20 protein-coding genes and 2 pseudogenes are annotated in these 23,945 nt (G+C 43.2%); 12 read left to right on the forward strand and 10 right to left on the reverse strand.

Annotation, left to right across the window (positions count from 1 at the left end; genetic code table 11):
- Positions 1-95: 95 nt before the first annotated feature.
- The 8 genes from AAY47_RS03180 to bolA all read right to left on the reverse strand — a co-directional run bounded on the left by AAY47_RS03180 (position 96) and on the right by bolA (position 10,102).
- Positions 96-488: a ComEA family DNA-binding protein gene (locus AAY47_RS03180; RefSeq protein WP_047766809.1), complete on the reverse strand. Its 393-nt coding sequence runs from the start codon at positions 486-488 to the stop codon at positions 96-98.
- Positions 489-636: 148 nt separating this feature from the next.
- Positions 637-2,517: a peptidylprolyl isomerase gene (ppiD, locus tag AAY47_RS03185; RefSeq protein WP_047766811.1), complete on the reverse strand. Its 1,881-nt coding sequence runs from the start codon at positions 2,515-2,517 to the stop codon at positions 637-639.
- Positions 2,518-2,691: 174 nt separating this feature from the next.
- Positions 2,692-2,976 carry a nucleoid-associated protein HU-beta gene (hupB, locus tag AAY47_RS03190; protein WP_285811832.1) on the reverse strand — a complete coding sequence of 95 codons (285 nt, stop codon included), beginning with the start codon at positions 2,974-2,976 and terminating at the stop codon, positions 2,692-2,694.
- 234 nt (positions 2,977-3,210) lie between these two features.
- Positions 3,211-5,565, reverse strand: coding sequence for an endopeptidase La (gene lon, locus AAY47_RS03195; RefSeq protein ID WP_047766816.1), 2,355 nt, complete (start codon positions 5,563-5,565; stop codon positions 3,211-3,213).
- Between the two features lie 210 nt (positions 5,566-5,775).
- Positions 5,776-7,047 (reverse strand): ATP-dependent protease ATP-binding subunit ClpX, encoded by a 1,272-nt coding sequence (gene clpX, locus AAY47_RS03200; protein ID WP_047766817.1) that lies wholly within the window; start codon positions 7,045-7,047, stop codon positions 5,776-5,778.
- 140 nt (positions 7,048-7,187) lie between these two features.
- Positions 7,188-7,811, reverse strand: coding sequence for an ATP-dependent Clp endopeptidase proteolytic subunit ClpP (gene clpP / locus AAY47_RS03205; protein ID WP_047766819.1), 624 nt, complete (start codon positions 7,809-7,811; stop codon positions 7,188-7,190).
- Positions 7,812-8,082: 271 nt separating this feature from the next.
- Positions 8,083-9,387 carry a trigger factor gene (gene tig, locus AAY47_RS03210; protein ID WP_047766821.1) on the reverse strand — a complete coding sequence of 435 codons (1,305 nt, stop codon included), beginning with the start codon at positions 9,385-9,387 and terminating at the stop codon, positions 8,083-8,085.
- Between the two features lie 391 nt (positions 9,388-9,778).
- On the reverse strand, positions 9,779-10,102 hold the full coding sequence (gene bolA, locus AAY47_RS03215) for a transcriptional regulator BolA (protein ID WP_047766823.1): 324 nt from the start codon (positions 10,100-10,102) through the stop codon (positions 9,779-9,781).
- A 249-nt stretch (positions 10,103-10,351) separates the two neighbouring features.
- Here bolA and AAY47_RS03220 point away from each other — a divergent pair, with 249 nt between their 5' ends.
- The 9 genes from AAY47_RS03220 to AAY47_RS03260 all read left to right on the forward strand — a co-directional run bounded on the left by AAY47_RS03220 (position 10,352) and on the right by AAY47_RS03260 (position 20,208).
- A complete protein-coding gene (locus tag AAY47_RS03220; protein ID WP_047766825.1) occupies positions 10,352-10,930 on the forward strand; it encodes a lipoprotein in 579 nt (192 codons plus the stop codon).
- A gap of 71 nt (positions 10,931-11,001) precedes the next feature.
- Entirely contained in the window at positions 11,002-12,531 is a 1,530-nt protein-coding gene (ampG, locus tag AAY47_RS03225; protein ID WP_047766827.1) for a muropeptide MFS transporter AmpG, read from the forward strand.
- A gap of 256 nt (positions 12,532-12,787) precedes the next feature.
- Positions 12,788-13,555 (forward strand): outer membrane protein OmpK, encoded by a 768-nt coding sequence (locus tag AAY47_RS03230; protein WP_047766828.1) that lies wholly within the window; start codon positions 12,788-12,790, stop codon positions 13,553-13,555.
- A gap of 350 nt (positions 13,556-13,905) precedes the next feature.
- Positions 13,906-14,871: a cytochrome o ubiquinol oxidase subunit II gene (gene cyoA, locus AAY47_RS03235; RefSeq protein ID WP_047766830.1), complete on the forward strand. Its 966-nt coding sequence runs from the start codon at positions 13,906-13,908 to the stop codon at positions 14,869-14,871.
- 4 nt (positions 14,872-14,875) lie between these two features.
- Entirely contained in the window at positions 14,876-16,858 is a 1,983-nt protein-coding gene (cyoB, locus tag AAY47_RS03240; RefSeq protein WP_047766832.1) for a cytochrome o ubiquinol oxidase subunit I, read from the forward strand.
- A complete protein-coding gene (locus AAY47_RS03245; RefSeq protein WP_047766834.1) occupies positions 16,858-17,469 on the forward strand; it encodes a cytochrome o ubiquinol oxidase subunit III in 612 nt (203 codons plus the stop codon). The genes cyoB and AAY47_RS03245 overlap by 1 nt, the downstream gene beginning before the upstream one ends.
- Positions 17,469-17,801 (forward strand): cytochrome o ubiquinol oxidase subunit IV, encoded by a 333-nt coding sequence (locus AAY47_RS03250; protein ID WP_047766836.1) that lies wholly within the window; start codon positions 17,469-17,471, stop codon positions 17,799-17,801. The genes AAY47_RS03245 and AAY47_RS03250 overlap by 1 nt, the downstream gene beginning before the upstream one ends.
- A 12-nt stretch (positions 17,802-17,813) precedes the next feature.
- Entirely contained in the window at positions 17,814-18,698 is an 885-nt protein-coding gene (cyoE, locus tag AAY47_RS03255) for a heme o synthase (RefSeq protein WP_047766838.1), read from the forward strand.
- Positions 18,699-18,840: 142 nt separating this feature from the next.
- Positions 18,841-20,208 (forward strand): MFS transporter, encoded by a 1,368-nt coding sequence (locus AAY47_RS03260; protein WP_047766840.1) that lies wholly within the window; start codon positions 18,841-18,843, stop codon positions 20,206-20,208.
- 79 nt (positions 20,209-20,287) lie between these two features.
- On the opposite strand, the gene AAY47_RS03265 is transcribed toward AAY47_RS03260, so the two are convergent.
- Entirely contained in the window at positions 20,288-20,779 is a 492-nt protein-coding gene (locus tag AAY47_RS03265; RefSeq protein ID WP_047766842.1) for a YajQ family cyclic di-GMP-binding protein, read from the reverse strand.
- A 126-nt stretch (positions 20,780-20,905) separates the two neighbouring features.
- On the opposite strand from AAY47_RS03265, the gene panE reads away from it, so the two are divergent.
- Both panE and AAY47_RS22545 read left to right on the forward strand, forming a co-directional pair.
- A complete protein-coding gene (gene panE, locus AAY47_RS03270; RefSeq protein ID WP_047766844.1) occupies positions 20,906-21,847 on the forward strand; it encodes a 2-dehydropantoate 2-reductase in 942 nt (313 codons plus the stop codon).
- Positions 21,798-21,899: pseudogene (locus AAY47_RS22545) on the forward strand (DJ-1 family protein); the annotation flags it as partial. The gene panE and the pseudogene AAY47_RS22545, both read left to right, overlap by 50 nt.
- Positions 21,900-21,982: 83 nt before the next feature.
- Here AAY47_RS22545 and thiI read toward each other — a convergent pair.
- The gene (thiI, locus tag AAY47_RS03275; RefSeq protein ID WP_047766846.1) at positions 21,983-23,431 is read right to left on the reverse strand and encodes a tRNA uracil 4-sulfurtransferase ThiI; all 1,449 of its coding nucleotides are present in this window, start codon (positions 23,429-23,431) and stop codon (positions 21,983-21,985) included.
- Between the two features lie 252 nt (positions 23,432-23,683).
- Between thiI and xseB the strand changes: the two are divergent.
- Positions 23,684-23,941: pseudogene (gene xseB, locus AAY47_RS23255) on the forward strand (exodeoxyribonuclease VII small subunit).
- Positions 23,942-23,945 lie beyond the last annotated feature (4 nt).

Raw genomic sequence — 23,945 nt, forward strand, 5'->3', positions numbered from 1 at the left:
AATTTAACTACAATGGCATTTAATCAATTATTCTTGATCGATATCACAGCCCTCTTGAACAAATTACTGATGAATGCACAAGAGGGCCTTAATACTTAGTAAGTTAATTTATCTCGATTTTTCTCTATGAAAATCGGACCAATACCTTGTACTTCTTGCAATTGTTCTATTGCTGTAAAAGAACCATATTTTTCACGATATTCAACAATTGCCTGTGCTTTTTTAGCGCCTACCCCATTGAGTTCTTTCGCTAATTCTTCAGCACTCGCAGTATTAATATTAACAACGCCTTTTTCTTGTATCTGCTGGCCAGAGATTTGCTCTTCCCCCTCTTTCACCTTACTGTTTTCAATGGTAGTTTTATGTTGGTCAACAGGTTGTTTCACCAACTTATCAGTGGATTCATTAACGGTAGCTGCATGAGACAACGGCATACTGATGCACAATGCCATCATGAGTGAGTTAAATACTATCCTTAAATATTTCATATAAATCTCTCCATGTTTTATTGGTGAAAGAAAGATTGCCACAACAATATTTCCGGGCAACAGGCAAGGTTCATATATGCGAAAGGCCACGAAAGTGGCCTTTTTCAATTACTATTTTGCAAAAGCAGATGCGAGTAACTTCGCAATTTTATTCCAGTTGACCAATTTTAATATCCGCACCATCACGTAAATTCATGATTAGTGACTCGAGCGTGATATTACCGGTCTGATACTGATAACCCACCATATACTGTTTAAGCAGATCATCTGTGACAGATCCCGGAACAACTTTATCCAACTGGATAAGTACAGCGTTACCCAGTTCATCTTGAGCTAATCCATATACAGGCTTACCCGCTTTAGGATGAGGTAAAGTGAATGCCACATCGGTAGCCTGATTGGTTTGTGGCAGATGTTTTATCACGGTAGGCTGCTCGAACTGAATTCCTGCGGTTTTCAATACTTGCTCACCTTTACCTTCTTTCAGGGCGGCCAGGAGTTTTTCACTTTCAATCTGAAGTTGTTTTTCTGCTTTCTGACGTTTTACCAATTCAGTAACTTCAGGTTTGGCCTGTTCAAACGACTGGACTGTTTCAGGCCTAACATCGTCAACACGCAGAATAAAAGCTCTATCGCCTTCAACCGAAATAACATCAGAGTTAATTCCTGTCGCACCTTTATCATCAATCAAATTGCCAGAGAAAACAGCCTGAACAACTTGGTTGAAATTAATATCAGTGGGAACATGATCGCGATCAAACCAGTCCGTGGTCACAGCTTGATAACCCGCCGCTTTCTCTGCTGCTACCAAAGACTCATTATCATTCGCTGCGGCATCACTCACTTTCCGCTGTAATGCATAAAAAGCATCAACGGCTTTTTCCTGCTTAACAATTTTTTCTATTTCCGAACGCACATCCGCCAACGGTTTGACTTCCTGATATTTAATATCATCTAAACGAAAAATGGCATATCCATTAGATAATTTGACCACATCTGAAAGCTGCCCTTTCTGTGTCAAATTCGCTGACTTAATCTCATTAGGCAGAGAGCGTTCTTCCATCCAGCCTAAATCACCACCTTTTTGAGCAGAAAATTTGTCAGTCGATTTTTCTGACGCCAATTGACTAAAATCAGCTCCTTTTTTTAACTCATCCAAAACCGATTTGGCGACAGAGTCTGAATCCAGTTGAATAAAGCTATACTTTTTCTGTTCAGGTTTGGTGTATTTTGCCAGGTTGTTTTTATAAAATTTTTCGATATCAGCATCTGATACAGTGACATCTTTCAGTTCATCGGCAGCATCCATTTTGATATAACTGACTTTCACTTTTTCTGGCACAGTAAAATGCTGACTATTAACGTCATAGTATTTTTTCAGTTCTTCATCGGTAACTGTTTGTTTCTCCTCAATTGATTTTAATTCAAGAGTCGCAAAACGTACTGTCCTTTTTTGCAGAAATAATGCTGCTTCCTGTTTTACTTCGGTCGGTAACGCAATTTCCGCGCCTATAACAGCTTGCCTCAATTGACGATTAATCAATTCCTGACGAACCTGTTCCGCGAAATTGTCAGGGCTGATGTTTGAATGAGCAAGCCAGTTTAAATACTCCTGATATTTGTTGTTATCAAACTGGCCGTCAGCCTGGAGAAACGGTAGGTTACGTATCTCCTGTGCAACCTGATTGTCGCTTGCTGATAAACCCAGCTTACGGGCATACTGTTCAATCAAAGTGGCATTGATAAGTCTCTCCAATGATTGGCGCCGAAGCTGCTGTAGCATCTGTTCATCGCTTAACAAAGTTGAGAATTCATCTCCCAGCTTCTCCTGCTGAACATTTTTTTCTTGCAAAAATGCCTGCTCTAGCTGAGCACGACTAATGGTTTGGCCATTCACTTTGGCTGCATAATTACCACTTTCGCTTGATAGGTAACCAGTTACCCCCGTCACCAGGAAAGTCAGGATAATTAGAGCCAACACAATTTTGAGCACAGGACCGTTCGCCGCCGTGCGTAGGTTATCCATCATAAAGACGTAAAACTCCGCTTTAGTGAAAAAGAAACTGTCATATTACGACAATTCAAACGCTAAGAGAAAAAAAGCGCACCAATCAATTGATGCGCTTATATTCTAGCCTATCAACACGGCCTAGTCAGTTGAAGTTTATTTCAATAACAAAAACCAGAGCCTGTTTCCTACTCATTAGCCATTAACAGCATCTTTTAATCCCTTTCCAGCTCGGAAAGCAGGTACTTTTGCTGCTGCGATCTTGATTTCCTTGCCTGTCTGAGGGTTGCGACCTGTACGCGCAGCACGCTCACGTACAATAAACGTACCGAACCCCACTAAAGCGACATCATCACCGTTTTTCAATGCACCAGATACGGAAGAAATGAATGCATCTACTACACGTCCGGCTGCTGCCTTAGAAATATTGGCATCAGCAGCAATTTTGTCGATCAGTTGTGACTTGTTCACTCTTATCATCCCCATTTTAGTATTACTCTCGTAACGGAAACCGATTTACAACAGATAACACGACAGTTATACCGTCATATCAATCCTTTTCCAGTATTAGCAAGAAATCATGGAACAGCAAAATTTTTAATCAGATAATTAGACTAATCTAACTTAATGACACAAAAAAAGGCTGGCAAGCCTGAATGTTCTCACCAACCTGAATTTTATACACAGTTCTTGAGTTAGCTCACTATTTTTGTACTATTTTAGTGATACAACTTCTGCGCCAAATGTGGGTTCCTGCAAAGCGATAGATAATACATCTTCTATACGTTTAACGGGGTGGATCTCCAGATCTTGGATCACATTCTGTGGGATCTCTTCCAGATCTCGTTTATTGTCATCTGGGATCAAAACCGTTTTAATTCCCCCACGATGTGCTGCCAGCAGTTTCTCTTTCAAGCCCCCGATTGGCAGTACTAAACCCCGCAGCGTAATTTCCCCTGTCATGGCAACGTCAGCACGAACTGGATTACCCGTCAGGCAAGAGACCAACGCTGTACACATTGCAATCCCCGCACTGGGACCATCTTTTGGAGTCGCTCCTTCCGGTACATGAACATGAATATCACGTTTCTCATGGAAATCAGAGCTGATACCCAACTTATCAGCACGAGCACGAACGACTGTCAATGCCGCCTGGATGGATTCCTGCATCACTTCACCCAATGAACCGGTATAAGTCAATTTACCTTTACCTGGCACACTGGCTGTTTCAATCGTCAGCAAATCACCACCAACTTCTGTCCATGCCAGGCCAGTTACCTGACCAACTCGATTTTCTGTATCAGCACGACCATAATCCACTTTTTGCACACCCAGATAATCTTTCAAGTTATCCGCATTAATTTCGATGTGCTTAAGTTTCTTATCCATCAGTAATGCTTTAACCGCTTTACGACACAATTTAGAGATTTCACGTTCTAAACTACGAACACCAGCCTCACGAGTGTAGTAACGGATAATGCCAATAATTGCACCATCATCGATAGTCAATTCGTCTTTCTTCAGAGCGTTACGCTCGATCTGTTTTGGCAGCAGATGACGTTTGGCAATATTCAGTTTTTCATCTTCGGTATAGCCCGATAGACGAATGACCTCCATACGATCCAGCAATGGAGCAGGAATATTCATGGAGTTAGAGGTTGCCACGAACATAACATCGGAGAGATCGTAATCAACTTCAAGGTAGTGATCGTTAAATGCTACGTTTTGTTCAGGATCAAGTACTTCTAACAATGCTGAAGCTGGGTCGCCACGCATGTCGGATGACATTTTATCGATTTCATCTAGCAAGAACAGTGGATTTTTAACCCCTACTTTGGACATTTTCTGGATTAATTTGCCCGGCATTGAGCCAATATAAGTACGACGATGTCCACGGATCTCCGCTTCATCGCGTACCCCCCCCAATGCCATACGCACATATTTACGCCCAGTTGCGCGTGCGATAGAACGGCCCAATGAGGTTTTTCCCACACCAGGAGGCCCTACCAAACAAAGTATTGGTCCCTTCAGCTTGCTAACGCGGCTCTGTACCGCAAGATATTCAAGAATACGCTCTTTGACACGCTCCAAACCATAATGGTCTGTATCCAGTACTTCCTGAGCTTTTATTAAATCTTTTTTTACCTTGCTACGTGAAACCCAAGGAACTTGCACCATCCAATCAATGTAACTACGAACAACCGTGGCTTCAGCCGACATCGGAGACATCATTTTTAATTTCTGCAATTCAGCTTCGGCTTTTTCGCGAGCCTCTTTCGGCATTTTCGCGTCTTCGATCTTACGTTTCAGCGTCTCATATTCATCAGGCGCATCATCCATCTCACCCAACTCTTTCTGAATAGCTTTCATTTGCTCATTCAGGTAGTACTCGCGCTGGCTTTTTTCCATCTGTTTTTTAACGCGATTACGGATACGTTTTTCTACCTGTAACAGATCGATTTCTGATTCCATCATTGCTATCAGATATTCAATGCGCTCAACAACATTAGACATTTCTAAAACTGTCTGCTTATCGTTGATTTTCAAAGGCATATGTGCTGCGATGGTATCTGCTAATTTTGCCGCATCTTCAATACTGTGCAACGAAGTCAATACTTCTGGTGGGATCTTTTTATTCAGTTTGACGTAACCTTCAAACTGGTTAATAACCGTTCTTACCAGAACTTCTTGCTCACGTTCATCAACGTCAGGGGATTCAGAGTATTCAACTTGTGCATAGAAATATTCGCCATTATCCGTCAACGTGGTAATGCGAGCACGCTGCAAGCCTTCAACCAGAACTTTTACTGTGCCATCTGGTAACTTTAACATCTGTAAAACAGAAGCCACTGTACCTACGGAGAAAAGATCATTGACTCCCGGCTCATCAGTAGATGCTTCTTTTTGCGCGACCAACATGACTTGTTTGTCATGCTCCATTGCTGCTTCCAGGCAATGAATCGACTTCTCACGCCCAACAAACAGAGGGATCACCATATGTGGATAAACCACGACATCGCGCAAAGGCAATACAGGGATTTCTATGCGTTCAGAACGCTCAGGATTCATAGAGCTCTCTCTTCGTTTAGCTTTCGCCAGTTTTAGGAATCTCGTGAAACACGGTTTTCACGAGTTTCACTTCAAAGAATATAAAATATATGGGGACAAGAATCTTACATTCAATAGCCTATATCGGCAAAAAACAAAATGAGGGAGAATCCCTCATTTGTTTTTTTCAATGCGTATTGATAATCGGTTTGCTTCCTATACCCCATTTCTTCACTCACCAGAAACTTGGGCATCCGGCTTGCTATATATCAATAATGGTGCGGAGTTATCTTCAACAACCGTTTCATCAACGACAACTTTCTCTACATGTTCCATTGATGGCAGATCGTACATTGTATCCAATAAAACATCCTCAACAATTGAACGAAGACCACGAGCCCCCGTTTTACGTGCCATTGCTTTTTTCGCTATGGCAGTCAATGCTTCTTTTCTGAACTCCAGTTCAACACCCTCAAGGTTAAACAGGGCCTGATACTGTTTGGTCAGCGCGTTTTTCGGTTCCTGTAGGATCTGGATCAGTGCTTCTTCGTTAAGTTCGGTCAGCGTTGCCACAACAGGCAGACGACCAATGAATTCAGGAATTAACCCAAATTTAATCAAATCTTCCGGTTCAACCTCAGACAGCAATTCACCTTCTGTGGCTTTCTCTGATTCACCCCTAACTGTAGCACTAAAACCAATACCTGAACTGACATTCAAACGCTGGCTGACAACTTTATCCAAGCCGGCAAACGCACCGCCGCAGATAAACAGAATTTTGGACGTATCAACTTGCAAGAATTCCTGCTGTGGATGCTTACGACCACCTTGAGGAGGAACCGCTGCTACAGTGCCTTCAATCAGTTTCAACAGGGCCTGCTGAACCCCTTCTCCTGACACATCTCGAGTAATTGATGGGTTATCAGATTTACGGGAAATTTTATCAATTTCATCAATATACACGATACCACGCTGTGCTTTCTGCACATCGTAATCACATTTTTGCAGCAGTTTCTGGATAATATTTTCTACATCTTCCCCGACATAACCCGCTTCGGTTAATGTCGTGGCATCAGCCATAGTAAACGGAACGTCTAAATAGCGAGCTAATGTCTCTGCTAACAACGTCTTACCACTACCTGTCGGGCCAATCAACAGAATATTACTTTTGCCGAGTTCCACACCGTTCGTGGCGTCACCATTACGCAATCTCTTGTAATGGTTATAGACCGCAACTGCTAACACTTTTTTCGCTGTTTCTTGGCCGATAACATAATCATCCAGATGTTGGCGAATTTCATGAGGAGTCGGCAATGCGCTACGCTCACGATGTGGTATTAGCTCTTTAATTTCTTCGCGAATGATATCGTTACATAAATCGACACATTCATCGCAGATATACACTGACGGGCCAGCTATTAATTTCCGTACTTCATGTTGGCTTTTCCCGCAGAAAGAGCAATACAGCAGCTTTCCTGAACCGTCTTTGCGCTTATCTGTCATCAGTCAACCTCACTTTATGAACTGTTATCCCAGTTTGTCTGGCATAACAGAAAAAACGCTATTACTCCGGCTAGTTTGGCGTCAACATCAAGAAACGCTTAGAGAAAAGGCTAGCATCGGAATAATAAATTAATTAATAATTAGCTGCGCTGGGTGAATATACTATCAACCAACCCGTATTCTACGGACTCTTCGGCTGACAAGAAACGATCGCGTTCTGTATCCTTAACGATCTTCTCAAGTGGCTGTCCGGTATGTTTCGCCATCAATTCGTTCATCCGCGCTTTCACCTTGATGATTTCCTGCGCATGGATCTCAATATCAGTCGCCTGTCCCTGGAAACCACCTAATGGCTGGTGAATCATAACTCTGGAATTTGGCAGACAGAAACGCTTCCCTTCTGCTCCAGCGGTCAGCAGGAATGCTCCCATTGAACAGGCCTGCCCCATACAAATAGTACTCACATCGGGTTTGATAAACTGCATCGTGTCATAAATAGACATGCCTGCCGTAATAACCCCACCTGGTGAGTTAATATATAAATGAATATCTTTTTCTGGATTTTCTGCTTCCAAGAATAGCATTTGGGCAACGATCAAGTTCGCCATATGATCTTCAACAGGCCCAGTCAGAAAAATAATACGATCCTTTAATAAGCGGGAGAAGATATCAAATGCACGCTCGCCACGTGCTGTTTGTTCAACCACCATCGGCACCAAAGACATGTTAGGTGCATATTGATCTTGCTTGCCACTGTATGACATTTCCGTCTCCTAATAGAACTCACGCGGGTGCCATTCATAACTGATTCTACTTGAGATAAGCGATGATGACCATGATCCAAAGTTACCTAACAAGGGGCTTTTCCCCTTCTAAAAAGTAGTAAGCTCTTACATAATAGTAAGAAAGGATATGAGGTTAAATCTGTTTTTTTCAAGAACAATAAAAAAACCCGCAAGCATAGCCTGCGGGTTTACTTCGATTCACTTCATTGAGAGTGAGGTTTCATCATCTCAGGCATTCAATAAATGAAACTTATGCCAATTGATTTTGATTCATCAGTTCATTGAAGCCAGCTTCTTTTTCAGAAACTTTCGCTTTGCTCAGAACAAATTCAACAGCCTGCTCTTCCAGAGCAATGTTGCGAATGTTGTTCATCATTTCGTTATTTTTGCTGTAGTATTCTACAACTTCTTTTGGATCTTCATAAGCGGCTGCCATCTCTTCGATCAACGCAGTAACGCGATCTTCTTCGACTTTCAGCTCATTGCTGCTGATAACTTCGCCTAACAGCAAGCCAACAACAACACGGCGTTTAGCCTGCTCTTCGAACAGTTCACGTGGCAGTTCCAGAGCTTGTGTTTCGCTACCGCCAAAACGTTGAGCAGCCTGACGACGCAGTACATCAATTTCACCATCAACAACAGCCGCAGGAACTTCAATGTCGTTAGCCTTAACCAAACCGTCCAGAATCTGAGTTTTGATGTTGTTACGAACAGCATTTTTCAGTTCACGTTCCATGTTCTTGCGAACTTCGGCACGCAAACCGTCAACAGTACTATCAGCAATACCAAAACGCTTGATGAACTCTTCAGTCAGCTCTGGCAGTTCACGCTGTTCAACTTTTTTCAAGTTGATCACGAACTTTGCAGCTTTACCTTTCAGATTTTCTGCATGGTAATCTTCTGGGAAAGTCACATCGATAGTAAATTCTTCGCCTGCTTTGTGCCCAACGATACCCTCTTCAAAACCTGGGATCATACGGCCCTGGCCCATTGCCAGAACGAAATCAGTTGATTTACCGCCTTCGAATTCTTCACCCTCAACGGAGCCAGTGAAATCAACAGTGACACGATCTTCCGCAGCCGCTGCTTCATCGGTTTCTTTCCAATCTGCCTGCTGTTTACGCAGCGTGTCCAGCATGTTGTCAACGTCTGCATCTTTTACTTCAACAACAGGTTTTTCAACTTCAATTTCTTCTAAACCTTTCAGTTCAATTTCTGGATAAACTTCAAATTCAACTGCGTAAGTGAAGTCTTCACCTTCTTTAAACTGTTCAGGTTTGTAGCTTGGTGCGCCTGCCGGAGTGATTTTCTGCTCAATGATCGCATTGATGAAATTGCGCTGCATCAGATCACCCAGAACATCCTGAAGAACAGAAGCGCCATAACGCTGCTTAACGATCTTCATTGGCACTTTGCCCTTACGAAAGCCATCGATACGGACTTTCTTTGCTACATTAACCAGTTCACTGTCAACTGCTTTTTCGATATCGGCAGCAGGAACGGTGATTGACACACGACGCCCAAGGCCTTGAGTGGTTTCAACAGAAACTTGCATCTTGTTACCTCAAAAAAATCATAGTGCTCGGTCAACTTCAGAATGGCTGCAAGGCTTAAAACAAGCGGATTGCAGTACTCTTTAAGAACCGGGGCGGTCGCATTTAAAAACCGAGTATCCCTGTGATCAGAAGCGTCCCGAAACCATTCTAAAAATTTAGACGCAGCATTATAGCGGCGCAGACAGTATGAGTCGAGAATTGCAGACAAAAGCATGCATGATTCGTTAACTTATGTGATAAGCGTTGCTCAATGGCTACGTCATAATATTGTTTATGATGAGACTGTTATGCAATATGCATATAAAAAAATACAGCCCGAAGGCTGCTAGCTAAAATTAAAGCGAGATGAATAAAATAGAGACAAACAAGCTATGAAATTAACTCGAAAAATCATAAGCTTGATGTCGTCGTACTTCCACCGCGACATGCCGGAGAAGCCAGAACAGTGTCTGCTAGTTCTGCCCACTCCTTTTCCGTATAAGTATGCAGTGCCAAAGCATGTACACCTTCCTCTAATTCTTTAGCCAAGAGGCTATATATTGAGCGGTGGCGACTCAACATTCTTTGTTCAACAAATTCATTGCTTATGATAATAATTTTAAAATGGCTTTCAGAACCCGCTGGCACATTGTGACGATAACTTTCATCGGTCACTTCCAGATGAGAAGGCTGAAATGCCGCCTGTAACTTTGTTTCTATTTCTTGACGAACCATCCCATTCTCCTAAATCACCAAAGGTTATTTATCAACCACATTATTGATTTTAGATTATTCCCCGTGATTTATAACATCGGGATAATCAAATCTCCTTAACAGAATTTACGTCAGGTATTTCTCACGATATTTCAAACCATGTTTCAATCATCAGGGATATGCCGCTACCCATGGCGATGCTATGATTACAGCGGTTTAAACTATCAGTATTAATATTGAATATCCGAATCTTGAATTGAGAAAACCCACATGCTAAAGAAAATATTTATTCCATTGATTACGCTTTTCTTTTTATCTGGCTGTGCAGACTCAGGCAACACATTAGCCATTCAACCTAAAATTACTCTGCCACCAGCAGATCCAACCATGAAAGCGATTACCGTCAGTATTAGTGGGGTCGACCATCGTCAATCTCAAGCCCTGGCCCAAATTAATCGTAATGCGCGATTAGTTACCTTGGTTCCTTCCCGTGATGTACGCTTCTTACTACAAGAAGCGCTGGAAAAACAAATGGTGGCTCGCGGCTATATGATTGGCTCTCCCGCTAATGCCAATTTGCAGGTCGTAGTCAATCAACTCTACGCCAATGTGAAAGAAGGCAGTCTTCGTCATGATATTTCAGCCAAAGCTGAAATTTCTATCATTGCTTATGCTCAAGACGGTAGTCAACAAATCAAAAACTATCGTACCAGCTACAATGCTCAGGGACCATTGGCAGCAACAAACACAAAAATTGCTGATGCAGTCAATACTGTCTTATCTGATGTGATCGCAGACATGGCTCAGGATGCGTCAATCAGCACCTTTATCAAACAAAACGTCCACTAACAGGATAATAAACAAACTTTCTGCCTAATTCTGACAAAATTAGATTGTATGCGGAAAGTTTTGGGAGGCCCATGACTAACCACCGTTATTTAAACCTATCTGCGTTACGCAACTATCGAACCCTTCTGTTACTGGGCTTTGCCTCAGGTCTGCCTCTTGCGCTCACGGCTGGAACGTTACAAGCATGGATGACTGTCGAAAATGTCGATATCCGAACTATCGGTTTTTTCACTTTGGTTGGTCAAGCCTATGTTTTTAAGTTTCTTTGGGCACCCGCAATGGATCGGTATACCCCGTCCTTTTTAGGACGCCGACGGGGGTGGATGCTCACAACTCAACTTTTATTGATAGTCAGTATTGCCGCAATGGGATTTCTTCAACCTTCCCAACACTTATGGTGGCTTGCTGCATTAGCTGTTGCTGTCGCATTCTTCTCCGCTTCTCAAGATACTATTTTTGACGCCTATAAAACCGACTTATTGTCACAAGAAGAACGCGGATCAGGTGCCGCCGTTTCCGTACTGGGTTATCGGTTGGCTATGCTGGCTTCTGGTGGATTTGCCTTACTGCTTGCCACCTATATCGGCTGGCAAAATATGTATTGGGTTATGGCAGGCCTGATGCTGATTGGTGTTTATGCCACGTTTACCGCCAAAGAACCGGAAATTAATACAGCACCGCCAAAAACATTACGTCAGGCAGTACTCGAACCCTTGTTTGACTTTTTCGGCCGCAACAATGCCTGGATTATCCTGCTGCTGATTGTACTGTACAAACTGACAGATGCTTTTGCTCTCTCACTCAGCACCCCTTTCCTGATTCGGGGTGTTGGTTTCAATCCAGTCGAAGTCGGCATGATCAATAAAACCCTCGGACTCACCGCAACCATTATCGGCGCATTGTACGGTGGTTATTTGATGCATAGGATGAGCCTGTTCCGTGCCCTGATGATCTTTGGCATTCTTCAAACCATTTCAAATTTGGGTTATTGGATACTTGCTGTTACACCTAAAGACATCTATGTAATGGGAGCGGCGATTTTTCTGGAAAATATCTGTGGTGGCATGGGAACAGCCGCTTTTGTTGCCCTGCTAATGACCTTGTGTAACAAATCATTTTCGGCAACACAGTTCGCGTTACTTTCTGCATTATCAGCAGTTGGCCGCGTTTATGTTGGCCCTGTAGCGGGATGGTTTGCCGAAGCCTATGGCTGGTCAACGTTCTACTTATTTTCTGTTGTTATCGGGTTACCGGGGCTTGTGTTGTTGTTCGCTTGTCGTAAGACACTGGCTTATTCTGAGAAAAATGATAGTTTTATTCCCCGAACACTATTCAAGAATACTTATAAACTTACTTTTATTATCATGGCATTATCTGCTCTGATGTTTGTAACTTGGTTAATTATCAGCAGCATACTGTTTATCATCATTCATTTAGTGTCTCTGATATACACTATATCGCCGGAATATATTCTATATCTGCATAAAATCAGTGAGTGGATATCCCCACTGTTATCCTGGAGCATAATCATAGGAATTTTAGGCCTTCTTTCAGGAGGAATATTGGATTATTTGGCATTAAAGAAAAGTAAGCTCACCTAATCTACTGTCACCACTTAATACCTTTTTTACATCTACCAGCAACGGCAGATTGACAAAATTCAGCCGGCTGTTGCTGGTTTACATAGTGACAAACTTCACAAGACGAGTAAAAACTCACAATTATGTGGCCTGAACAACATCTTTTTCAGGGTGAAATTATTTATATTTGAACTAACAAATATTATTATTTGGGCGCATATTATTTCGAACTATTCGAAATATCGTTCACCATCTTAAAACCATATAAAGGGAATTTATGAAAAGACGTATTTTGACACTCACCGCAATTGCCGCAACCTTAGTTTCTGCTTCAGCCTGCGCGGAATACCAGTGGGGGTTTGGCAATGTCAGCATGAACTACCTTGACTGGAGCAAACATACTACTCATAAAACCGGACAAACCTCGCATAAGGATGATTTTGCTTATTTAGAACTGGAAGGTGGAGCAGGATTTAGCTGGGGCGAACTCTATGGTTTCACTGATTTAGAAAATCCTTTCAACAGTAAAACAGCCCAATCAGGTGATAACCAACGTTACACTTTCAAGACAACGGGTCGTTTCTATCTAGGCGATACGGGTTTCAACCTTTATGGTCATGTGTATGGAACCTATTCTTTACCAGGTAAAGCGAACGGTGGAAACTTCCATGAAGTTAATACCCTCTATGGATTAGGCTATAATGCTAATATTGCTGGCCTATGGTTCAAACCTTTTGTTGCACTGCACTATGTTGACCAAACTTTCTATTCAGGCAATAACGGTTATGTTGTGGGCTGGGTTGCAGGATACGATTTCAACCTTTGGGAACAAAAATTCAGCGTGACAAACTGGAATGAAATTGAATTGAACCGCAATGAACGCTACGGTAACGGCGGACGCGAGGGTATCAATGGCGCTGTTGCGTTATGGTGGACTCCACATCCTTCTTTTACAACTGGGGTTCAATATCGCTATGCGGATAACAAACTGGGAGAAGATTTCTTGCAGGATGGTATTGTTTATAGTGTGAAATATAACTTCTAATAATTAGTTTAATCGATGAGCAGCCTGGTGTTGCTCATCGAAATCAATAAATCATAGTTATCTCTCCGATAACAAGGCATATTTCCGAATTTTTTCTTTGGTTTTTATCACGGCTTTTTCTTTTAAAATAGAGAGTTATTTGAAATTAATTGTCTATTTTGATTTCTTAATTAAGATAACTAACCGAAATTAACGTTTTGTTAAATTTAGAATCACATGTGATCCCTCTAACATAAAAAGCCTACAAGCCAACCTGCTTCTATTACAATTGTTTACACTCCGGTAACCTTACCGTAGAATGCCCGCACTGATGAAACGACAATAAAGCTTTTGTTATCTGGGGTCGATCAATGAGACTTATGAAATACAAAAAAACTATTGGGTTATCGTCATTACTCGCAGCCACCTTAATGCTAAGTGGTTGTGATATGGTATTGATGAATCCCAAAGGGGCGATCGGCGTCGAACAAAAAACGCTGATACTAACAGCGTTTGGTTTGATGCTGATCGTTGTTATACCGGCTATTGTAATGGCAATTATTTTTGCCTTACGTTACCGGGAAGCCAATAAATCTGCAACTTATCGTCCAAACTGGGCACACTCAAATAAAATTGAGCTTGTCGTTTGGACTGTGCCTATCCTGATTATCATCACTCTGGCGACGATTACATGGAAAACAACACATGAACTCGATCCCTATAAGCCATTGGACAGTGATGTCAAACCGGTGACGATTGAAGTTATTTCCCTTGACTGGAAATGGCTGTTCATCTACCCAGATCAGGGTATCGCAACTGTAAACGAAATCGTATTCCCTAAAGATGTTCCAGTTAACTTCAAAATCACCTCAGACTCTGTGATGAACTCTTTCTTCATCCCACAGTTAGGTGGGCAGATTTATGCAATGGCGGGCATGCAGACAAAATTGCACCTGATTGCTAACTCAGCGGGTAAATACGATGGATTCTCAGCAAGTTACAGTGGTCATGGCTTCTCAGGTATGAAATTCACTGCAACCGCGACTGATGATCGTGCAGGTTTTGAAGAGTGGGTACAGAAAGTGAAAGCATCACCGAAAACCCTGGATACCGTACAAGCGTTCAATGAGTTGGCTAAACCTAGCCAAAACAATCCCGTTGAATACTTCTCAAGCGTGAAACCAAAACTGTTCCAAGAGACTATCGCCAAATTCATGGGTGACATGGGTCATGGTGGCATGCATGGTATGGCTGCTCACGGCAAAACAGAACATGGTGAAGCTGCGGGTCATAATATGAATATGAGTCAGCCGGCTCATTCAGGTGTTGAGGAATAAAAGCATGTGGGGAAAATTAACACTGGATGCGGTCCCATTACATGAACCCATTATTGTGGTGACATTACTTGGGATCTTGCTTGGGGGACTGGCAGTTGTTGGTTCCTTGACTTATTTCCGTAAATGGAAATGGCTTTGGAGTGAATGGTTAACCAGCGTTGACCATAAAAAAATTGGTGTCATGTACATCGTCGTTGCCATGGTGATGATGCTCCGTGGTTTCGCTGACGCCATCATGATGCGTGGACAGCAAGCCTTAGCTTCCGCTGGTGAAGCCGGTTTCCTGCCCCCGCACCATTATGATCAGATCTTCACCGCTCACGGCGTTATCATGATCTTCTTTATGGCGATGCCTTTCGTTGTCGGTCTGATGAACATTGTTGTTCCTCTGCAAATCGGCGCACGCGACGTTGCATTCCCATTCTTGAACTCTTTGAGCTTCTGGTTATTTGTTGTCGGTGTCGTATTGATCAACCTCTCTCTGGGAGTCGGCGAGTTTGCACAAACCGGTTGGTTGGCATACCCGCCTCTATCTGGTCTGGAGTACAACCCGGGAGTCGGTGTTGATTACTGGATATGGAGCCTTCAGCTCTCTGGTGTCGGTACATTGCTGACCGGTGTCAACTTCTTTGTGACCATCCTGCGTATGCGTGCACCAGGTATGTCCATGATGAAAATGCCCGTCTTCACTTGGGCTTCACTGTGCACCAACATCCTGATTATTGCTGCGTTCCCAATCCTGACAGTCACCATCGCGTTGCTAACCCTGGATCGTTATCTGGGCACCCATTTCTTTACCAACGATATGGGCGGCAACATGATGATGTACATCAACCTGATCTGGGCTTGGGGCCATCCTGAAGTTTACATACTGGTTCTACCTGTCTTCGGTATTTTCTCCGAAGTCACTGCAACCTTCTCGAAAAAACGCCTGTTTGGTTATACCTCACTGGTGTGGGCAACAATCGTTATTACCATCCTGTCGTTCATCGTATGGTTGCACCACTTCTTTACCATGGGTTCCGGCGCGAACGTTAACGCCTTCTTTGGTATCGCCACAATGATTATCTCCATCCCAACCGGGGTTAAGATCTTCAACTGGCTGTTCACTATGTACCGTGGTCGTATTGAATTCAAAACCCCAATGCTGTGGACTGTTGGCTTCCTGGTCACCTTCTCTATTGGTGGTATGACAGGTGTTCTGCTGGCCGTACCTGGTGCAAACTTCGTACTGCATAACAGCCTGTTCCTAATCGCTCACTTCCATAACGTTATCATCGGTGGTGTGGTATTCGGCTGCTTCGCCGGTACAACTTACTGGTTCCCGAAAGCATTTGGTTTCACGCTGAATGAAAAATGGGGTGTCCGTGCATTCTGGTTCTGGATCACGGGTTTCTTCGTTGCCTTTATGCCTCTGTATGCACTGGGCTTCATGGGCATGACCCGTCGCCTGAGCCAAGATATCAACCCAGAATTCCATCCTTTGCTGGTGGTTGCAGCAGGCGGTGTTGTTCTTATCGCTCTTGGTATTCTGTGTCAGGTTATCCAGTTCTACGTCAGTATCCGTGACCGTGAGCAGAACCGTGATCTGACCGGTGATCCATGGGGTGCTCGTACCCTGGAATGGTCAACTTCATCTCCGCCGCCGTTCTATAACTTTGCGGAAGTTCCACACATCCAGACTCGTGATGCGTGGTGGGATATGAAAGAAAAAGGAACTGAATATAAGCGTCCTGCTAAATATGAAGAAATTCATATGCCTAAAAATACCGGTGCAGGTGTGATCATCAGTGCTTTCTGTCTGACCTTAGGCTTTGCTTTGATCTGGCATATCTGGTGGATGGCTATTGCAAGTTTCGCGGGCATCATCATCAGTTGCATCGTGAAAAGCTTTGACGAAGACGTTGATTATTACGTTCCTGTAGCTGAAATCGAAAAAGTTGAAAATCAGCGTTATGAAGATCTGAGAAAGGCAGGTGTGAAATAATGTCGACTCAAACCCTTAACAACACAGCCGCCCATGATACTCATGGGCACCACGATACAGGAGCCAACAAAATATTTGGCTTCTGGGTCTACCTGATGAGTGACTTGATTCTGTTTGCAAGTCTGTTCGCTACCTATGCCGTGTTAGTTAACGGCACTGCGGGTGGCCCATCTGGTAAAGATATTTTTGAACTGCCATTTGTACTGGTAGAAACCTTCTTGCTGCTATTTAGTAGTATCACTTATGGTTTCGCCATGCTGGGCGTGAACAAAGGTAAAGCGGGTCAGGCTAATTTGTGGCTATTCATTACCTTCCTGTTTGGCCTTGGCTTCGTTTCAATGGAAGTTTATGAATTCCATAAACTGATCACAGAAGGCTTTGGCCCTGATCGTAGTGCGTTCCTGTCTGCCTTCTTCGCACTGGTTGCCACTCACGGTCTGCACGTGACCATCGGTCTGATTTGGATCGTTATCATGATGGTTCAAGTTTCACGCCGCGGCCTGACTGATGTGAACCGTGTGCGTCTGAACTGCCTGAGTCTGTTCTGGCACTTCCTTGACGTTGTCTGGATTTGTGTATTCACTGTCGTTTATCTGATGGGAGCTATGTAATGAGTCATCCAAATACTTCTCATTCCGGCGCAAGCCACGGTAGCTTCAAAACCTATCTAATGGGTTTTGTTCTGTCAGTCATACTGACCGTGATCCCATTCTGGATGGTAATGGATGGCACTACTTCACACAGCACAATTCTGGTGACAGTAGTCGCTATGGCTGTTATTCAGATTTTTGTTCATTTCATCTGCTTCCTGCACATGAACACATCATCTGAAGAGCGTTGGAACCTCGTTGCCTTAATATTCACATTACTGGTCATCGCTATCGTTGTTGTTGGCTCTCTGTGGATTATGTACAACCTGAACATCAATATGATGGTTGATTAAGGGTTGATTTGAATGATTAAGCAATACCTGCAAGTGACCAAACCAGGAATTATTTTCGGAAATCTAATTTCTGCGATTGGTGGTTTTCTACTCGCTTCCAAGGGCGTAATAGATTACCCCTTGTTCTTTGCAACGATGGTCGGGGTATCGCTGGTGGTAGCATCAGGTTGTGTATTCAACAACTATATCGACCGCGATATTGACCGTATCATGGAAAGAACGAAAGAAAGAGTCCTTGTGAAAGGGCTTATCGATCCGAAAATCAGCCTGATTTACGCCTCAGTGTTAGGTATTGTTGGCATAGTGCTGCTTTATGTAGCAACCAATGTCTTAGCAATGCAGTTAGCTCTCATCGGGTTTATCGTTTATGTTGGGATTTATAGCCTCTACATGAAGAGAAAATCTGTTTATGGCACGCTGGTTGGTAGCTTGTCAGGCGCAGCACCTCCCGTGATTGGTTACTGTGCAGTAACAGGGCATTTTGATACAGGCGCGTTGATCTTATTGCTGATCTTCAGCCTGTGGCAAATGCCCCACTCTTATGCCATTGCTATTTTTCGGTTCAAAGATTATCAGTCGGCCAACATTCCAGTATTACCCGTGATTAAAGGGATTTCCGTCGCGAAAAACCACATCACGCTGTATATTCTGGCCTTTATGGTTGCCACTTTGATGCTGACCATCAGTGGTTATGCGGGTTATAAATACCTTATCGTCGCTGCCGCAGTGAGCATCTGGTGGTTGGGTATGGCATTATCAGGGTATAAAACCTCTAATGACCGTATTTGGGCCCGTAAGTTATTTCTGTTTTCTATCGTCGCTATCATGTCATTAAGCGTCATGATGTCTGTAGATTCAACAGCATCTCCAGAAAACCTACTGACTTACGTCTGGTAATATTTAAGATGGCAGGGTAAGCCCTGCCATCTTTTTCCTTTCTTTTATCTCTATTCAATGACAACTTATTCGGTGACAAACGCTTTTTTTTCGTTTGCTCTCACCTAATTGAAATGTCATACCAGATTTTTTTGAGGTATCCGTGAACGATAATAAAATGACTCCGCTTGAACTTCGGGCAACATGGGGCTTAGGTTCTGTTTTCTCCCTGCGCATGTTAGGCATGTTCATGGTTCTGCCTGTTCTGACGACCTATGGTTTAGCGTTACGTGATGCGACTGAAGCGCTTATTGGAATTGCCATTGGCATCTACGGCTTAACACAGGCAATATTTCAGATCCCATTCGGGCTTTTTTCAGACAAAATTGGCAGAAAACCTTTAATCATCGGTGGACTTCTTATCTTCGCATTAGGCAGTGTTATTGCCGCTTTAAGCGACTCTATTTGGGGAATTATTATCGGGCGAGCTTTACAAGGTACGGGAGCAATCTCTGCTGCTATCATGGCATTAATTTCAGACCTGACTCGTGAGCAGAACAGAACAAAAGCAATGGCATTTATCGGCATTAGCTTTGGCATTACATTCGCTTTTGCCATTGTCGTCGGCCCTATTATCACCCACCAAATCGGTTTAAATGGTCTCTTTGGAGCAATTGCAATCTTGGCTTGCTGCGGGATACTTATCACACTATTTGCTGTACCAAATACACATAAGCATTTATTAAATCGTGAGTCAGGTATCGCTCGCGGCAGCTTCAAACGTGTACTTTTCGATCCCCAACTCATCAAACTCAATTTTGGTATTCTCTGCCTGCATACCTTATTGATGTCGAGCTTTGTTGCCCTTCCCCTTATTATGGAAAAAGCAGGTTTTCCGCCACAACAACACTGGAAAGTCTATTTAATTACTACACTTATCTCTTTTGTCGCCGTTTTACCTTTCATTATTTACGCAGAAACAAAACGTCGCATGAAGCAGGTATTTTTGCTGTGTATCGCTATGCTATTCATCGCTGAAGCTGTTTTATGGTTTCAGGGATCGCATCTTTGGGGGATCTTTGCAGGCATTCAAATTTTCTTCCTTGCATTTAATATCATGGAAGCTATCTTGCCTTCACTCATCAGCAAAGAAGCCCCTGCGGGTTACAAAGGCACGGCCATGGGCGTTTACTCGACCAGTCAATTCCTTGGCGTGGCTTTGGGCGGTTTCCTTGGAGGAATACTTTACGAATGGCAAGGTGCATCACTCGTCTTTATGGGAGGCATCGCGCTGACCGCACTCTGGTTTATTATCAGCCTGACCTTACAGCAACCCCCCTATGTCAGCAGCATCAGGCTCATTTTGCCAGAACAACTCAGCAACCCTGGGGTTTTGGAGAAAAAGATATTGGCGCAAGCGGGTGTAAAAGAGATTGTCATCGCACCAGAAGAACACAGTGCGTATATCAAAGTCGATACTAAACTAACCAATCGCAACCAGTTAGAACAACTTGTATTATCCCATCAATAGCTAGGGTATTTATAACAAGTACGGTGTTGCCAAACACCGTACTATGATTAATTGTTCACGATTAGGATAATGACGGAAACTAATCGCGGAAATTAGTAAACTGGAAAGGCTGCCCCAATTCTGCACCACGAACCAATGCCATGACACTTTGCAAATCATCACGAGCCTTACCTGTTACCCGCACTTGCTCACCCTGAATTTGGGCCTGTACCTTCAACTTACTGTCTTTAATCATCTTCACAATCTTTTTCGCTAACGGCGTATCAATACCTTGCTGTAAGGTCGCTTCTACACTGTACGTTTTGCCGCTATGAACCATATTTTCAGGAATATTGATGACAGAACCATCAATTCCGCGTTTAGCAAACTTTTCACGCAGAATATCAACGAGTTGGTTCACCTGAAAATCAGACTCACTGGCAATTTTGATCGATTCATTCTTTTCGTTTAATTCAAAACTCGCGGGGACGTTACGAAAATCCCAACGATTGCTTAATTCACGCTGTGCGTTTTCTACTGCATTACGCACTTCTTGCATATCAACTTCAGAAACAATATCAAATGATGGCATTACCCGTCACCTCCAGCTAATCAATAAATCGGCATGATAACCGCTTTCCATTATTGGCAAAAGCTCTATACTCGGGAAGCTCAACGAGCTTTTTGCGATTATCCTATGTTCAGATCAGGAAGAAATATGAAAATAACTGTTCTTGGCTGTGGTGCTATAGGTAAACTTTGGCTTGCCGCCTTATCCCAACAGAACCATAGTGTTCAGGGATGGCTAAGGGTCCCACAGCCTGTTATTTCCGTCCAGATCGAAAACTTTAATGGTCAGGCTTTTAATCAACAGTTTCCTGCCAATGACGAGAAACACCTTGCTGAAAGCAAACTACTTCTCGTTTGTTTAAAAGCGTGGCAAGTCTCTGACGCGGTCAATCACCTTGCTGACAAACTGTCTCCCCATTGCCCAATCCTGTTATTGCATAATGGCATGGGAACCCAGGAAGAATTTACACCTCTGCCCAACCCCATTTTACTTGGCGTAACGACACATGGAGCCTATCGAAAAAATAACATCGTGTACTATAAGTCACATGGGATGACTCATATTGGTGCCATCACAGCCAATACCACCAAACTTAGCGCTCTGGCCGATATTTTACACAGCGCCCTGCCCGATGTAGCATGGCACAATGAAATACAGGCTATCAGTTGGATGAAACTTGCCGTCAACTGTGTCATTAATCCTCTCACCGTCATCTATGACTGTAAAAATGGTGACTTGCAGCATCACCGGGCACAAATACAGGCATTATGTGACGAAATTTATCAGGTTATGAAACATGACAATATTCATACCACCAAACAAACCCTGATCGATTACGTCATGAACGTGATCGAGCAAACCGCTGAGAATTATTCATCCATGCTGCAAGATATACGGGCACAGCGACATACAGAAATAGACTACATCACCGGTTATTTAATACGTCGAGCCCGTACTCACGGTTTGTCTGTCACCGAAAATACCACTGTTTATCATTATATTAAGCGCAAGGAGGAAGAATATGAACACCTCAGCCCTTATTTGTCTCGCTCACGGCAGCGAAGAGATCGAAGCTGTTACGACGATTGATTTACTCGTTCGGGCGGGAATTCATGTTACCGTAGCCAGTGCAGAAACTGATTGAATTGTTGAAAGGGAAAGAAGATACGACATAGGCTGCTTATCGGATCGATTCCGTAAGCAGCCTTGGGCCTTAAAGGCAAATTAAGGTCGATACACCTTAACATTGCCGAAGCCTTGTTCACGCAGATAAAGTGCCTGTAAACGGCTCATCACACCACGCTCACAATACAGCAGATAAGTTTTTTCTTTCGGCAAATCACCAAACTGGGTGCCCAGTTTATAGAAAGGCAATGACTGAATTTCAATACCTTCTATATTTAACGGACGATTATCCTGTTCATCGGGAGAACGGATATCCAATAACACATCATTAGGGGAAAGTGCAGATACCATTTCCACTTCCACCACTTGCTCACTGGATTGCTCTGCAATCTGGCGGATATCCAGATTCTGGGCTTCACTCACCACGCGTTCTAAGATGTCAAAGTCAAAATTGTTTTCTTCTGCTTCAATTTTGGCTTTAACGGCTTTCACTGTCGGGCTTTTCGAGATAACCCCACAAAATTCCGGCATCGTACGGGCAAAATCTTCGGTGCCAATCTCACGAGCCAGCTTAATAATGTGCTCTTTATCATGGGAAATCAGGGGGCGGAGGATCAACGTATCTGAAACATTGTCAATCAATCTTAAATTCGTCAAAGTCTGGCTGGATACCTGCCCCAGGGCTTCACCGGTTACAATTGCCTGCACACCGTAGCGTTCTGCAACTTTGGAAGCCGCTCTGACCATCATTCTTTTCAGCACAACCCCCATCTGTCCGTCATCAACTTTTTCCAGAATTTCAGCCACGACAGGTTCAAAATTCACAGCAACGAAACGGACCTTATGTGAGCTGCCAAACCGGTTCCACAAATAATGGGCAACCTGCTTTACGCCAATTTCATGGGCTGCGCCACCAAGATTAAAGAAACAGTAATGCACACGGCAGCCACGACGCATCAACATATAGCTGGAAACGCCGGAATCAAATCCACCGGAAATCAATGACAGTACATCTTCCTGCGTACCGATAGGAAATCCACCAATCCCTTCATGACGGGCTTTCACCAGAATCAGCTTATCCTGATCAATTTCCAGATTCACGGTGACATCAGGCTTGGTCAGTTTCACCTTGGCTGATTCAATATGCTGGTTCAAGCCGCCACCAACATAGCGCTCAACTTCATTGGAAGTAAAACTGTGTTTACCACGGCGCTTTACGCGAACACAAAATGTTTTACCATTCAGTAAATGCCCGTAAGTTTCGTAGGTTTGTTCAAAGATATGATGCAGATCACGAAAATCCCGCTCTTCTACTTGCAGGATATGGTGAATGCCTGGAATGCGTGTCAGTGCGTCACAAATTTCCGCACCGAGGTTATCATCCTTAACCCGAACTTCGATATTATCCCAATGGCGAACCACAGCAATGCCTTCTCCGAAGGTTTTCAGCACATTGCGGATATTGCTGGCAAGAATTTTAATAAAGCGCAACCGGACAGTTTGGCTCTTAATCGTAATTTCTGGGAATAATTTAATGATAAACTTCATAGTAAGATATAGTAGTCATTCAATGTTGAACTATCATCAACAATAGCAATGATTGTTCTTAAGTGTTCAGTTGGATAGGGCGCAGAGTATAACACCATCTGGCTTATCACCTGTAAAAAATCGACTGCAAAAACCGACTATAAAAAAATAGTGGTAACACATGATTTATTTTTCTTGGTGTAGTAGGGTACTCTGCAATTCTGTAACGAACTCGCTTTGCTAATTCGTTAAATAACCATATGTTAAGTCATTATGTCTAAAGCAAATCAAACATCAACAACCGAACACATGCCAACATTCGAGACCTCTCTTAAAGAGCTGGAGGACATTGTTATTCGGCTGGAATCCGGGGAACTCCCATTAGAAGATGCGTTGAATGAATTTGAACGTGGTATTCAACTTGCAAGACAAGGATAGAAAACGCTTCAACAGGCAGAACAACGAGTGCAAATTTTACTGAACCATGATGCACAGTCGCCTCTTGATGAATTTTCGTCCGAAGCTGAGTAAATTT

Origin of the sequence: Xenorhabdus griffiniae (genome assembly GCF_001028135.1) — a bacterium.
Classification (GTDB): Bacteria; Pseudomonadota; Gammaproteobacteria; order Enterobacterales; family Enterobacteriaceae; genus Xenorhabdus; species Xenorhabdus bakwenae.